The organism is Anaerobacillus sp. QJM3NY_17, assembly GCF_056173665.1.
Map to the genome: position 1 here is coordinate 2,997,498 of NZ_CM149685.1, position 13,243 is coordinate 3,010,740.

At 40.2% G+C, this 13,243-nt stretch carries 10 protein-coding genes, 2 riboswitches and 1 other annotated feature; of the genes, 2 read left to right on the forward strand and 8 right to left on the reverse strand.

Annotated features, from left to right (window positions below):
• Positions 1-15: 15 nt before the first annotated feature.
• From AC0VYV_RS15720 to zapA, 5 genes are all read right to left on the reverse strand, one after another.
• On the reverse strand, positions 16-423 hold the full coding sequence (locus AC0VYV_RS15720; RefSeq protein ID WP_430243942.1) for a DUF350 domain-containing protein: 408 nt from the start codon (positions 421-423) through the stop codon (positions 16-18).
• 17 nt (positions 424-440) lie between these two features.
• Positions 441-2,786, reverse strand: coding sequence for an endonuclease MutS2 (locus AC0VYV_RS15725; RefSeq protein ID WP_475373970.1), 2,346 nt, complete (start codon positions 2,784-2,786; stop codon positions 441-443).
• 31 nt (positions 2,787-2,817) lie between these two features.
• Positions 2,818-4,533, reverse strand: a complete 1,716-nt coding sequence (gene polX / locus AC0VYV_RS15730; RefSeq protein ID WP_430243936.1) for a DNA polymerase/3'-5' exonuclease PolX — start codon at positions 4,531-4,533, stop codon at positions 2,818-2,820.
• A gap of 175 nt (positions 4,534-4,708) precedes the next feature.
• The gene (locus AC0VYV_RS15735; RefSeq protein WP_226614603.1) at positions 4,709-5,251 is read right to left on the reverse strand and encodes a CvpA family protein; all 543 of its coding nucleotides are present in this window, start codon (positions 5,249-5,251) and stop codon (positions 4,709-4,711) included.
• Between the two features lie 6 nt (positions 5,252-5,257).
• The gene (zapA, locus tag AC0VYV_RS15740; RefSeq protein WP_194219337.1) at positions 5,258-5,518 is read right to left on the reverse strand and encodes a cell division protein ZapA; all 261 of its coding nucleotides are present in this window, start codon (positions 5,516-5,518) and stop codon (positions 5,258-5,260) included.
• A 152-nt stretch (positions 5,519-5,670) separates the two neighbouring features.
• Between zapA and rnhC the strand changes: the two genes are divergently transcribed.
• Positions 5,671-6,621 (forward strand): ribonuclease HIII, encoded by a 951-nt coding sequence (gene rnhC, locus AC0VYV_RS15745; RefSeq protein WP_475365585.1) that lies wholly within the window; start codon positions 5,671-5,673, stop codon positions 6,619-6,621.
• Between the two features lie 57 nt (positions 6,622-6,678).
• On the opposite strand, the gene AC0VYV_RS15750 is transcribed toward rnhC, so the two are convergent.
• The gene (locus AC0VYV_RS15750; RefSeq protein ID WP_475367793.1) at positions 6,679-7,650 is read right to left on the reverse strand and encodes a nucleoside hydrolase; all 972 of its coding nucleotides are present in this window, start codon (positions 7,648-7,650) and stop codon (positions 6,679-6,681) included.
• 97 nt (positions 7,651-7,747) lie between these two features.
• Positions 7,748-7,847, reverse strand: a riboswitch (purine riboswitch).
• 140 nt (positions 7,848-7,987) lie between these two features.
• Positions 7,988-8,090, forward strand: a riboswitch (purine riboswitch).
• A 144-nt stretch (positions 8,091-8,234) separates the two neighbouring features.
• Here AC0VYV_RS15750 and AC0VYV_RS15755 point away from each other — a divergent pair.
• Positions 8,235-9,425 (forward strand): NupC/NupG family nucleoside CNT transporter, encoded by a 1,191-nt coding sequence (locus AC0VYV_RS15755; RefSeq protein ID WP_194219334.1) that lies wholly within the window; start codon positions 8,235-8,237, stop codon positions 9,423-9,425.
• A 53-nt stretch (positions 9,426-9,478) separates the two neighbouring features.
• Here the strand turns inward: AC0VYV_RS15755 and pheT are convergent, their stop codons facing one another.
• Positions 9,479-11,887 carry a phenylalanine--tRNA ligase subunit beta gene (gene pheT, locus AC0VYV_RS15760; protein ID WP_475365587.1) on the reverse strand — a complete coding sequence of 803 codons (2,409 nt, stop codon included), beginning with the start codon at positions 11,885-11,887 and terminating at the stop codon, positions 9,479-9,481.
• A gap of 27 nt (positions 11,888-11,914) precedes the next feature.
• The gene (gene pheS, locus AC0VYV_RS15765; protein WP_194219332.1) at positions 11,915-12,949 is read right to left on the reverse strand and encodes a phenylalanine--tRNA ligase subunit alpha; all 1,035 of its coding nucleotides are present in this window, start codon (positions 12,947-12,949) and stop codon (positions 11,915-11,917) included.
• 65 nt (positions 12,950-13,014) lie between these two features.
• Positions 13,015-13,240: a binding site (T-box leader), on the reverse strand.
• Positions 13,241-13,243: the final 3 nt, after the last annotated feature.

Below are 13,243 nucleotides of genomic sequence, written 5' to 3' on the forward strand. Positions count from 1 at the left end.
CCATATGTGCTCCCCTTACGAAATTCCTGCCCCTATAACAAAGGACAAACCAATCGAAATAACCATAGAAATGAATCCTACCGCTCGATTGTCTGCTGTAATTTCTTTATCAATCCTAAATTTAGGTGTTAAAAACTCAAAGGTGAAGTAACCAATTAATAGAAGGACAAATCCAAAGACTCCCCACCCCATCATGGTCACTAGTGAATCATTATGCTCAATTGAAAAACGAAAGATATTCGCAATACCAAATATTTTACCTCCAGTAGCCATCGCTACTGCAAGATTACCTTTTTGGATTTCTTCCCAGTTACGATAGGACGTTACAAATTCAAATGCTGAAAGAAACACAATCATACAAACAATCACTACGCTATAATTCGCTGCAGTTTGAAATGCGATACTCTCCCATAATTGATCCATTGTGTAAATTCCTTTCTCTACTTCAATTCAACGACAGTTACACCACCGCCGCCTTCATTCATTCCACCCATGCGAAGATTTTTCACTCGGGAATGACGTTTCAACCATTCATGGACACCTTTTCTAAGTGCACCCGTTCCTTTACCATGAATGATTGAGACCTGGTTATACCCTGCAAGTAAGGCATCGTCGATATAGCGTTCAACTTCCATTTGAGCATCTTCATACCTCTTACCTCGTAAATCAAGTTCAGTTTTCACTCGACTATCACTTCCACGAACTGTCACAAACGGCTTTCGCTCAACGACCGGTTTTGATTTAATCGCTTCAAGATCGTTTGCCTTCACATTCATTTTCATTATCCCAAGTTGAACCTGGTATTCGTTCTTCCCGACTTGCTCAACAATGTGCCCCTTTTGGTTAAAGCTAATCACTTTCACTTCATCACCTGGTTGATATGATTTAGTTTGGGCTTTTTTAGGTTTTGGTTTTGAAGATTTTAATTCGGGTTTGGCATCTTCAAGCTGCTTTTGAGCATCAATCAATTGGTGTTCTTTAACAGATCCGTTTTGGAATGTACGCAGTTCCTGAATGATTTTTTTGGCTTGTTCTTGTGCTTTTTCTACTTCTTCAGCAGCTTTCTGTTCCGCTTCCTCAAAAAGTCGCTCTCGCTGTTTTTCAAATTTCTCAAGCTGCTTTTCCAGGTCATTCTTAAGTGACTCTGCTTCTTTTCTAAGTTCAGACGCTCCTTCTCGATCTAATTCGGCTTGCTTCTGGCTATCTTCAAGCGATGAAATCATCCGATCAACTTTGTTACTTTCGCTTGATATTTGAGATCGTGCATCCTCAATAATATCATCCATCAGCCCGAGGCGTCTTGAAATCTCAAATGCATTACTGCGGCCTGGCACTCCAATTAATAGGCGATACGTTGGGCGTAGTGTCTCAACATCAAATTCTACACTAGCATTCATCACGCCTTCTCGATTATACGCATAGGCTTTTAATTCACTGTAATGTGTCGTCGCAATAACTCTTGATCCACGTTTATATACATAATCAAGTATGGATATGGCAAGTGCAGCACCTTCCTGAGGGTCGGTCCCAGCGCCAAGCTCATCAAAAAGCACAAGACTATTGTGGTCAATGTTCTTGAGAATATGAACGATATTCGTCATATGCGATGAAAAAGTACTTAAGCTTTGCTCGATAGACTGCTCGTCCCCGATGTCTGCAAAGATATTTTGAAAGACCGCCATAGTAGATCCTTCATCAGCTGGTATATGAAGTCCAGATTGAGCCATTAGAGTAAGAAGTCCTGCCGTTTTTAATGTAACTGTTTTCCCGCCTGTGTTTGGTCCAGTAATAACAAGTGACGAATAGTCTTTCCCGAGAAATAGGAAAGAAGGGACGACCTCATCTTGAGGTAGAAGGGGATGTCTCCCCTGTCTTATTTCTAATTCCCCCTCATCATTCATGGAAGGATTCGTTGCTTTTAATTCGTTAGCATATAGGGCACGAGCAAAAATAAAATCAATATCCGCAAGTACATCAACATTATGTCTAAGCGTTTCAGAAGCTTCCGCAACATGTCCAGTCAATTCTGTTAGGATCCGCTCAATCTCAAGTTTTTCCTTAACTTTTACTTCTTTTAGCTGGTTGTTAATTGATACGACCGATTGTGGTTCAATAAACAACGTCGCACCAGAAGAGGATTGGTCGTGGACCATTCCACCAAATGAACCTCTATATTCCTGCTTAACGGGGATAACGTACCGTTCATTCCGAATGGTAATGAGCGCATCTGAAAGCATTTTCCTTGTGCTTGAAGATCGAATGAGACTTTCTAATTTCTCACGAACGCGAGATTCAAAGCTACGAAGCTGGGTTCTAAGTCGACGAAGTGCATCACTTGCAGAATCAAGCAAATCCCCGTCCTCATCTATGCAGGCGTTAATCTCATTCTCCAGCTCATTTTCAGGCATAATTTGACTAACTAAATCTCCGAGAAGAGGAAGCTCTACACCATCTTCAATCATATTATCAAGAAATGTTTTAAATCGACGACCGCCATAAATTGTACTCGAGATGTCGAGTAATTCAGATGGGTTTAGCATCCCTCCAATCTCTGCTCGCTTCACGCTTTGTCTAATATCTCGAATGCCACCAAGCGGAGCTTGACCACGAAGACGGATCACTTTTCTTCCTTCTTCTGTTCCTGCTAACTGTTGGTTAACATCTACTAAAGAATACAAAGGGGTTAACTGTTCTACTTTTTGTTTTCCTAATGAGGATGAAACGTGTTTTCCTAATCGTTCTTTCACTTTATTATATTCGAGTAGCCGTAACACTCTTTTTTGCAATGGTCGTTCCTCCTAATAAAACGGGATTTGTTTATGAGTGACGGTTAAAGAATGCTTCAAGATCTTTAGCCGTAAATGTGTTTAAGACAGTCTCTTTTCGCAGCCAGCCTCTTCTCCCAGCTGCTACGCCGATTTCCATATGCTCAAGCATGTCCATATGGTGAGCATCTGTATTAATCATTATTTTAACATGATTTTCTTGTGCTTTTTGAAGCCATTCCGCTGCAAGATCTAATCGGTTTGGATTTGCATTTAATTCAAGAGCCGTATCCGTTTCTTTCGCAAGCTTTATTAACTTATCATGGCTTAAAGCATACCCTTTCCTTTTTCCAAGTAACCTTCCTGATGGATGAGCAATGAGGTCAACATGGTGACTCCGAAGTGCTGTTTCAAGACGTGCCATTATCGTATCCTCATCTTGGGAAAAGGATGAATGAATTGAAGCAATAACAAAATCCATTTCCGACAGCATCTTATCGTCATAATCAAGTGTTCCATCAGGTAAAATATCCATTTCTACCCCTGCAAATATTCTAAAATCATTCCATTTTTGATTGAGACGATCAATCTCTTCTCTTTGATCTCGTAGCCTTTCTGGTGTCAAGCCATTCGCCACTTTAAGGTACTGAGAGTGATCTGTTATCGCGATATACGAATATCCTTTTGCTCTTGCTCGTTCGGCCATTTCTTCAATCGTATAAGCACCATCACTCCAGGTGGAGTGCATATGTAGATCTCCTTTTATATCGTTCAACTGGACTAATTCAATCTCATCTTTCTCAGCTTCTTCAATTTCACCTTTATCTTCGCGAATTTCAGGCGGAATATAGGCTAAACCAAAATGCTGGTAGAAATCCTTTTCATCTTCAAATGTAAGAACTTCCCCCGTTTCTAAAGACTCTACACCGTACTCACTAATTTTTTCGCCTTTCTTTTTTGCGATTTGCCTCATTTTCACATTATGAGCCTGTGAACCAGTAAAATGATGGAGTGTAGAAGCAAATTCTTCAGGCATTACAATTCTAAAATCTACTGAAACGCCATATTCATCGTCAAGTTCAAGTGTAATCTTCGTCTCTCCCTTTACGACTACTTTAGAAACACCTTCTAATTCAAGTAAGCTCGCTGACACATCAGCAGCAGAAGTTGTCGCTATAATAAAGTCAAGGTCTTTAATCGTTTCCCTTACCCTTCGCAAGCTCCCCGCTCTTGCAAATTTGTCAATGCTCTGGATTTCTTTTAATTGGCTTTCAATGTTTTCAGCAAGTGGTAGCATGTAGGCAATGGATAAGCGTTCAGGTCTTTTACCTGCTTCCTCAATCGCTTCAAGAATTTTATCCTCACTCTTCTTCCCAAAACCAGGGAGTTCTTGAATCTGATGATCTTCACAAGCTGTTTGTAATGTCGCCATATCAATAACATCAAGTTCCTTGTATAGCTTAGCAAGCTTTTTACCACCAAGTCCCGGTAATTTAAGTAACGGCACAAGCCCAGATGGGACTTCCTTCTTTAATGATTCAAGCGTTTCTGATTCTCCTTTTTCGAGGATTTCATTTATTACCGCTGCCGTCCCTTTTCCGATGCCATTTAGCTCAGCAGGATCTTCAATTTGCTCCATACTCCGATCATCTGTTTCGAGTGCTCGGGCAGCTTTACGAAAAGCGGATATTTTAAAAGGGTTTTCCCCTTTCAACTCCATATAAACTGCTATCTCTTCAAGGAAATGAATAACCTGTTTTTTATTCATCTTTTTCTCACCCTTCTTCATAAGATCATTACTACTATCCTATCCATATTCAAACCCAAATCCAATTAATTTATCTTAAAAAAAGCGGGAGCGCTCGATTAGGTCCGACAAGCGCTACCAATTTAACCAATCGTACTTATGCTAATACAAATAAATAACCCTTCTAATTGAAGGGTTATGCTACGTGTGTACTCCAGAGGTCTTTAATTTGTTCTGTCAACACAGGGGTATGCTTGACGATGCTTTCCGCAAGAAACGAATTTGATATGGCTGTTTGAACGGTTTCATTTGGAAGAAGCGCTGCAATAAATAGAAATAAAAACACGATAATGTATACTTCTACAAATCCAAGCACTCCGCCAAGCCATCCATTTACAGTTCTCAATATAGGTAAATCTGCAAGAAAGTCGAGCATAGAACCAACTATTTGCATGATAATTTTGGTACCAAAGAACAATAGCGCAAACGCAATTCCACTATAGTATGTGGCCTCTAAGTTTATAGCGTCAAACACCATTGCCGTTGAAGATGCCTCGTTGCCGAAGGACGGGTATGGAATCCATAGCTTCAAATGTGGAGCGAGATCCTTAAAATACATGTACGCAACAACAAATGAAACGATAAATCCTGCTAAATGAACAACTTGAAGGATCAAGCCTCTTCGAAGTCCAATTAGGAACCCTCCAACTAATATAATAAAAAGAATTAGATCAACCATCTTACGTTATTCCTCTTCTCTCAGTTTTTTCTTTAACTCTTCAAGTTCTTTCTTAATCATCACATAATCATTTACAATATTAACTGCTGTTAGAACAGCAAGTCGCTTCGTATCTAAATAGGTATTCATTCCTTTAATCTCATTCATCTTCTCGTCCACTAAAGTTGAGACTTCACGAATATGTTGATGACTTTTATCACCGATTATTGTATATTGTTCACCATAGATTTCCACGGTTGTACGTATTTTTCCATGACTGTCTGTCACCCCATAAGCCTCCTATCAAGAGAGAGAATCCTATTTTACATCATAGCATGAAAATTGGTATTTTTGAAACACAGCACTCCTGAACCATTCTTGTTCATCTTCAGATTCTGCTATAATAGGATGCAAGCCTAGTTCACAAAAGGAGTTTTGTTATGTCACAGGTTGTTTTAACTGTATCACCTTCCATTATGAATGAAATTAAAAAGAAATACAACAGCCACTTAAGCGATAAACAGCCACCGGGGAGCGTTTTTGTAGCGAAAACTTCTACCTGTACTATTACAGGCTATAAATCTGGAAAAATAATGTTCCAGGGCCCAGGGGCAGAAGGAGAAGCAAGACCATGGCAATCTAGCGGAACAGCGAGTTCTAAAAAGGCAACGAAATCTAAAAAGAAAACAGTGGGCGATCATCAATACTCTCCACCTGGTAATATCTCAACTCTTTCCGCCATCGGAAGTGATGAAGTTGGGACAGGAGATTTCTTTGGTCCAATGACAGTTGTTGCTGCATATGTCGACCAGAAGCAAATTCCACTCTTAAAGGAACTCGGTGTAAGAGATTCTAAAGGAATGAAGGATCCAGAAATTATTGAAATAGCTAGAAATTTGATTAAAACCATTCCTTATAGCCTGCTTATCCTACCAAATGAAAAATACAATACTATGCAGAAAAAGGGAACGAATCAGGGGAAAATGAAGGCTCTACTACATAATCAGGCCATCCAGAATGTGATGCGCAAAGTCCAGGGATATGATGCCATACTCATTGATCAATTCGCTAAACCTGAAGTTTATTTCAACTACCTAAAAGGTCAATCAACAATCGTAAAAGAAAATGTATATTTCGCAACTAAAGCCGAAGAAATTCACCTTGCTGTAGCAGCAGCATCCATTATTGCGAGGTACTCTTTTGTAATGGAAATGGATCGACTTGGAAAAGAATATAATGTAAAGCTTCCAAAAGGGGCTGGACCAGCTGTAGATATAGCAGCTGCAAAGCTTATTCAAAAACATGGAGATCAGATTCTTGGGAATTTAGCTAAGCTACATTTTGCTAATAGCTTAAAAGCTCAAAAAATAGCTGATCAATCACGTCGTTAAAGAAACTCTACGAAAAAAGCTGACTCGAGTGAGTCAGCTTTTTTGATGTTCATTTTATTAATAAAGGTGAGAAGCTTCTAATTGATCTTCTGCTTTCAGCATGACGGAAGTGAAATAGTTAAAGAACATGTCACGATCCACGTCATCTACTACAATCACTTCACGACCTGTTTCATCAAGAACGGTTCTCCCTTGACTTACTCCATCTACTTCAACACGACATTTTACTTTTCTTGAATGGATAAAGGATTTTGGTGTCACAGAAACTGTAGTCAGAACATCCCATAAATAGTAAGTCGAATTGGTCTCAACGTGTACAAGTGGAGGACACATGGCGTAGCATTGTCCAATAAAGTCTACACCAATTTCCTTTCGTTTAGCTGCCCACATGTTTCTTACATCATTGGTTAACGGGACTTGATTCGTGCTTTCAAGTGCGACCATTTCGATCTTAATAGAAGTTTTGAAAACAGTAGATACTGCTTCGGGGTCCCAAAAAGCATTCCATTCTGCTGTACCATCATGTTCTGGTTCTTCCACATTTCCTACTTCTAGGAAAGTGCCACCCATCCATACTAATTTTTCAATACTCTGTTCAATATGTGGAGCTGTTTCTAACGCTCTAGCAAGATCTGTTAATGGTCCAGTAAAAAGAAGAGTTAGCGGTTCAGAGCTTCGTTCAAGAGTATCAATCAGATGCAAATGAGCAGGTAGTTCTGACATAGGTGTATTCACTTTATTTGATTCATTTAGAATAGGTAAAGCATCGACATAAAAAGCATGCATGCGCCAGTCTTTAGGGAATGGATTAATCCCTCTTGAATTAGAAGCTGCAACATTTAATCCAGTGGCTTTTCCAAATCGATCTATTATTTTTCTGCTTGCAGAAACAGCTGGTTCTAGATAACAATCTGCCGGAATAACCGATACGCCAGCAAGCTCGATCTCTTCCATGTTTAATAATAGAAACAGTGATGCTAAATCATCAACGCCACCATCATGATTGAAATATACCTTCTTTTTTTCCATCCTATATCCCCCTGGTGGATAACTCGCATGTCGCTAACCATCGTTTCCTGAAAGTGAACCTTTTCTATTTATAGCGTTGAGGTACGTTTAAGGTCTTCTCAACTTTTTATTCACTCATAGTCCTGTCATTTCAGGTAACAGGGTAGAAACGTTCAGGCCAATTCCCGACATATATGAGCTTCCATTATTCTAATCACTTTGTACTCTATCAGAGCGTGAATAAGGAAGCAATAAGCAAAAAAATGTCGTACGTTTACATTTTTCATTCGAATATTCCAAACATTCCTACTTTCTTAATAGGTCTTGCTACCTATTCTATCTTCTGCTAGATTGATGAATACAACTTCACATTTATCTCTATATAATTTTGGAAATAGGGTCCAAAGAGTTTCTACCCGGCAACCGAGAATTGCTGGACTATAGGGAAGGCATGGCATCGTCACTTAGACAGGCATATTCTGTTTATTTGTGTGCCACTTTTCTTCCTGTAAACTCGGACTTTTTTCTACAAAGTACGGGTTTTTTTGTATTCATCCGATTTAGATTTGTGAAGAAACAACTAGTTTTCAGGGGGAATTGACATCATGAATATTTTCACAGGACTACTCTCGATTATTGGCGTACTTGCTATCGCCTGGTTAATGAGCAACAAGAAAAAATCAGTCAAATGGAGAACGATCGGGGTTGGCGTTTTAATTGAAGGGCTATTTGTTTTATTTGTTCTAAAAGTAAATGCAGGAAAGGTTATGCTCGAAAAAGCTTCTGCAGCTGTACAAAACGTTATTAACTATAGTAACGAAGGCATTCAATTCGTATTTGGCGGCCTCTATGAAGAAACAGGCTTAACATTTGTATTTGCTATAAATGTTTTAGCTGTCATCATCTTCATTTCTGCTCTTGTCTCAGCACTTTATTACATGCGCATTATCCCACTTATCGTTCAAGTGATTGGCATTACGATTGGTAAGCTAATGGGAACGACGAAAGTTGAAACATTTAACGCTGTCGGAAACTCCTTTTTAGGTCTAGCCGAAGCGCCTTTACTCGTAAAACCATATTTGAAATTGCTCACCAGATCTGAGATATTTGCCATCATGGTAGGAGGTACTGCTTCTGCTAGTGGAGCCATCCTCGTCGGTTATTCACTTATGGGTATTGAACTTAAATATTTATTGATATCTGTCTTTAGCGTTCCTTTCGTTTCACTTGTTATTGCAAAAGTGATGGAACCAGAAACTGAAGTTTCACAAACTAATGATAAAGTAAAAATGAAAAAAACGGATCATGCCAATATTTTTGAGGCAATCGCCGACGGAACAGTCAGCGGTGTGATGCTTGCGTTAAATATTGGAGGTCTTTTGATAGCATTCATCAGTATTCTAGCAGTTGTAAACGGCATGTTAGGTTTCGTCGGAACTGACCTGAGCTCAATTCTAGGATATATCTTCTATCCATTTGCCCTATTAGTAGGTATTCCAACGGATGAAGCATTTCGAGCAGCATCCATCATTGGTACGAAAATGTCAATTAATGAATTTGTGGCTTTCCAAAACTTAACCGCCATTCAAGCACAGCTTTCTGACAAAACCGTTGCCATTCTTTCTGTCGCACTATGTAACTTTGCTAACTTCTCATCCATCGGGCAGCTTATTATTGGACTAGGGTCACTCGAGCCCACTAAACGTTCTCAAGTTTCTAAATTAGGATTAAAGGCCATTATCGGTGGTACACTAGCCTCCTTTATTACGGCTATATTTGTAGGAATGTTTATGTAAAAAATAGTATAAATAAAAATCCTCCCTATACACGTAGGGAGGATTTTCTGTAGTTATCGACGAAGGGCAGCTCCAAATTGTTCTTCTACTGCTGTAAGAACACGGTCATGTGCCTTCTTCACTTCTTCTTCTGTTAAAGTTTGTTCTGGATTGTAATATCTAAGAGAAAAGGCTAGTGATTTTTGACCTTCATCAAGATGTTCACCCTGGTAAACATCAAATAGTTGAATGTCCACAAGCTTAGATCCACCAGCTTCTTTAATGACTTTCTTCACTTCTCCAGCTTCAAGCGACTCACTGACAACAAGAGCCACATCTCTAGTAACAGACGGGAATCGTGGAAGCTTTTTGTATTGAAGGTGAGCAACATCTGCATTCAGTAACTTCTCTAGATTGATTTCAAAAACGTATGTTTCACTCAAATCAAGATCTTTCTCAACTTCTGGATGAAGTTGACCGATATATCCGATGAGCTCATCATCGAGATAAACCGATGCTGTACGACCTGGGTGAAGCTTTGGCTCTTCTGCACGAGCGAACGAAAGACGATCCTCTAAACCAAATTCAACCGCTATTTCTTCGAGGATTCCTTTTACAACAAAGAAATCAGCGACTTTCTTTTCTTTTTGCCATAGGTGCTCTTGCCATAATCCTGACACTACGCCAGCAAGGTGTTCCTGTTCTACCGGAAGCTCATCACCTGGTAAGAACACAGAAGCCGTTTCATAGAAAGCAACATTATCTAGCTGACGGTTGCGGTTATACTGCGCTACCTCTAGAAGATGCGGAATCAGGCTCGTTCTAAGTTCACTTCTTTCTTCACTCATTGGCATCGCAAGACGAACAGCTTCGGCTGATTCATCAGAGAAGAAAAGACGTTTAGAAGGCGACGTAAGAGAATACGTTACTGTTTGGAAAAGACCTGCGCCTTCAAGCGTACGGCGAACATGGCGACGCTTCACTTGATATTCTGACAGCTGTCCTGGTGTACTTTCTGTAAGAGGTAGCGTTGCAGGAACATTATCATATCCGTAGAGGCGTCCTACTTCTTCAATTAAATCTTCAGAAATCGTTATATCCGGGCGGCGCGGCGGTACCTGAACGGTAAATGTGCCACCAAAGTTCTGATAAGAGAATTGCAGACGCTCAAAAATAGCAGCAACTTCTGTTTCAGAAATTTCTGTTCCAAGAACTTGATTAATTCGATTCACTTCAATACTAACGTCAAGAGCTTCGATGGTTCGAGCTCCCTGTTCAGCAATACCTTTTAACACTGTTCCACCGGCAATTTCTTGAATGAGCTGAGCAGCGCGTTCGCTTGCACCAACAACGCGGTTTCGATCAATTCCTTTTTCAAAACGCGCACTTGAGTCACTACGTAACCCTAGATCTTTCGATGCTTTCCGAACAAGCTTGCTGTTAAAGTAAGCTGCTTCAAGCAAAATCGTTGTTGTGTCTTCTTGTACTTCAGAATCAGCACCACCCATAACACCAGCCACGGCAACGGGTTTTGAACCATTCGTGATGACAAGATGCTCATTCGAAAGCGTGCGTTCAGCATCATCGAGAGTGACAATTTTTTCTCCTTCAGTTGCGCGACGTATCACGACTTCCTTCGATCCAAATCGATTATAATCAAAAGCATGAAGCGGCTGTCCGTATTCCAAAAGAACATAGTTCGTAATATCGACTACGTTGTTAATTGGACGAATACCAGCAGAAACGAGGCGATTTACAAGCCACTGCGGTGATGATTTGATCGTTACGTCTTTAATAATGGAAGCTCCATAATAAGGATTATCTTCTTCATTCTCTACACGAACTGACACATACTCTTCAACGTCTTCATCCGAGCGAACAAGCTCTGGAGACGGAAGCTCAATTGAGCGATTCAATACTGCCCCAACTTCATAAGCGACGCCGATCATGTTCATCGCATCAGCTCTGTTTGGAGTAAGACCTAGCTCAAGAACTTCATCATTTAGATTCAAGTATTCAAGCGCATCTTCACCAGGTGTCACGTCTTCACTAAATACAAAGATTCCGTCTGCATACTCTTTCGATACAAGTTTACTTTCAATTCCAAGCTCCTGAAGTGAGCAGATCATACCATGAGAAGCTTCACCGCGAAGTTTTGCTTTCTTAATCTTAAAATTGCCTGGAAGTACAGCCCCAACTTTTGCTACAGCTACGTACTGTCCTTGAGCAATATTTGGTGCTCCACAAATAATTTGGACCGGCTCTTCTTCACCAACATTCACCTGACAAATATTCAACTTATCAGCATCAGGGTGTTGCTGACATTCAAGAACGTGACCAATAACCACGCCGGTAATTCCTTTATTAAGCTTTTCGACTGTTTCAACCTCAATACCACCCTTAGTAATCAGGTCTGCTAGTTCATCAGCTGAGTAACTATCTAAATCTACATACTGCTGTAGCCAATTCATTGATACGAGCATGTTTTCTCCTCCTAACTTCCAATCATATTATAGTGAATTAAATTGTTTAATAAATCTGCTGTCATTCGTGTAGAAATGACGTATGTCATCAATACCATATTTCAGCATAGCGATCCGTTCTGGTCCCATACCAAATGCAAACCCAGTGACTTTCTCAGGATCGAAGCCGGACATGCGAAGTACATTCGGATGTACCATACCGCCTCCAAGAATTTCTATCCATCCGGTTCCTTTACATACAGAGCAGCCATTCCCGCCACAATTAAAGCAAGAAATATCCATCTCCACAGAAGGCTCAGTAAATGGGAAGAAGCTTGGGCGAAGACGGATTTCACGTTCTTCTCCAAACATTTTCTTCGCAAATGATTGGAGCACACCTTTTAGATCACTCATGCGAACATTCTCACCAACCATTAGTCCTTCAATTTGCATAAACTGATGGGAGTGTGTTGCATCATCTGTATCACGGCGATAAACTTTACCGGGCACGATGATTTTAACAGGACCTTCTCCATTTAACTTCTCCATCGTTCTAGCTTGCATTGGAGAGGTATGCGTTCTTAATAGCGTTTCTTCAGTTATATAGAATGAATCCTGCATATCTCGAGCCGGATGATCCTTAGGAAGATTTAACGCTTCGAAATTATAATAATCGGTTTCAACTTCTGGTCCTTCCGCAATCGAGAATCCCATACCAAGAAATAGGTCTTCAATTTCTTCGATTACCCTCGTTAGTGGGTGATGATTTCCTCTCTTAATTGGCCGACCCGGCAGAGAAATATCGATCGTTTCTTTCTTTAATCGTTCTTCTACGGCTGCTTTTTCTAAGCGAGTCACTTTCTCCTCTAATTGATCCGAAATCGCTGAGCGAATTTCATTAACGAGCTGCCCCATTTTCGGACGTTCTTCTTTAGACAATTTCCCCATACCTTTAGAAATTTCTGTAATTGGACCTTTTTTTCCAAGGTATTTCACTTTGATATCCTGCACTTCTTTCATTGAAGAAGCTTGCTGAATTTCTGATAGTGCTTCTTCTTTCAACGTTTGTAAACGCTCTTGCATCTTTTCAACCTCCACTTCATTTTCGTGTTTGCTTCTTTTTGCAATAAAAAAATCCTCGCTCCCCAGAAAGGGGCGAAGATTTGATTTCGCGGTACCACCCTAATTCACCGATAGAGTACACCTATCAGCCTTAAGCAAAGAATAACGGCTTGTAAACCGATCCGCTTTCGAACGAACAAAGCGGCAACTCCAGAGCGAATTCGGCAGCGTCCCAATAGAAATGCTTTCAGTCTCGGCATTTCCTCCCTGCAAAGGCAGCGGCAGCTTACTACTCTCCATCATTGTTTTTAACAT

Coding starts and splice junctions, on each gene's coding strand:
- AC0VYV_RS15735 (WP_226614603.1), bottom strand. CDS start 5,251: ATGGTTGATCTAATTCTTTTTATTATATTAGTTGGAGGGTTCCTAATT.
- polX (WP_430243936.1), bottom strand. CDS start 4,533: ATGAATAAAAAACAGGTTATTCATTTCCTTGAAGAGATAGCAGTTTAT.
- pheT (WP_475365587.1), bottom strand. CDS start 11,887: ATGCTCGTATCAATGAATTGGCTACAGCAGTATGTAGATTTAGATAGT.
- AC0VYV_RS15720 (WP_430243942.1), bottom strand. CDS start 423: ATGGATCAATTATGGGAGAGTATCGCATTTCAAACTGCAGCGAATTAT.
- rnhC (WP_475365585.1), top strand. CDS start 5,671: ATGTCACAGGTTGTTTTAACTGTATCACCTTCCATTATGAATGAAATT.
- pheS (WP_194219332.1), bottom strand. CDS start 12,949: ATGCAAGAGCGTTTACAAACGTTGAAAGAAGAAGCACTATCAGAAATT.
- AC0VYV_RS15750 (WP_475367793.1), bottom strand. CDS start 7,650: ATGGAAAAAAAGAAGGTATATTTCAATCATGATGGTGGCGTTGATGAT.
- AC0VYV_RS15755 (WP_194219334.1), top strand. CDS start 8,235: ATGAATATTTTCACAGGACTACTCTCGATTATTGGCGTACTTGCTATC.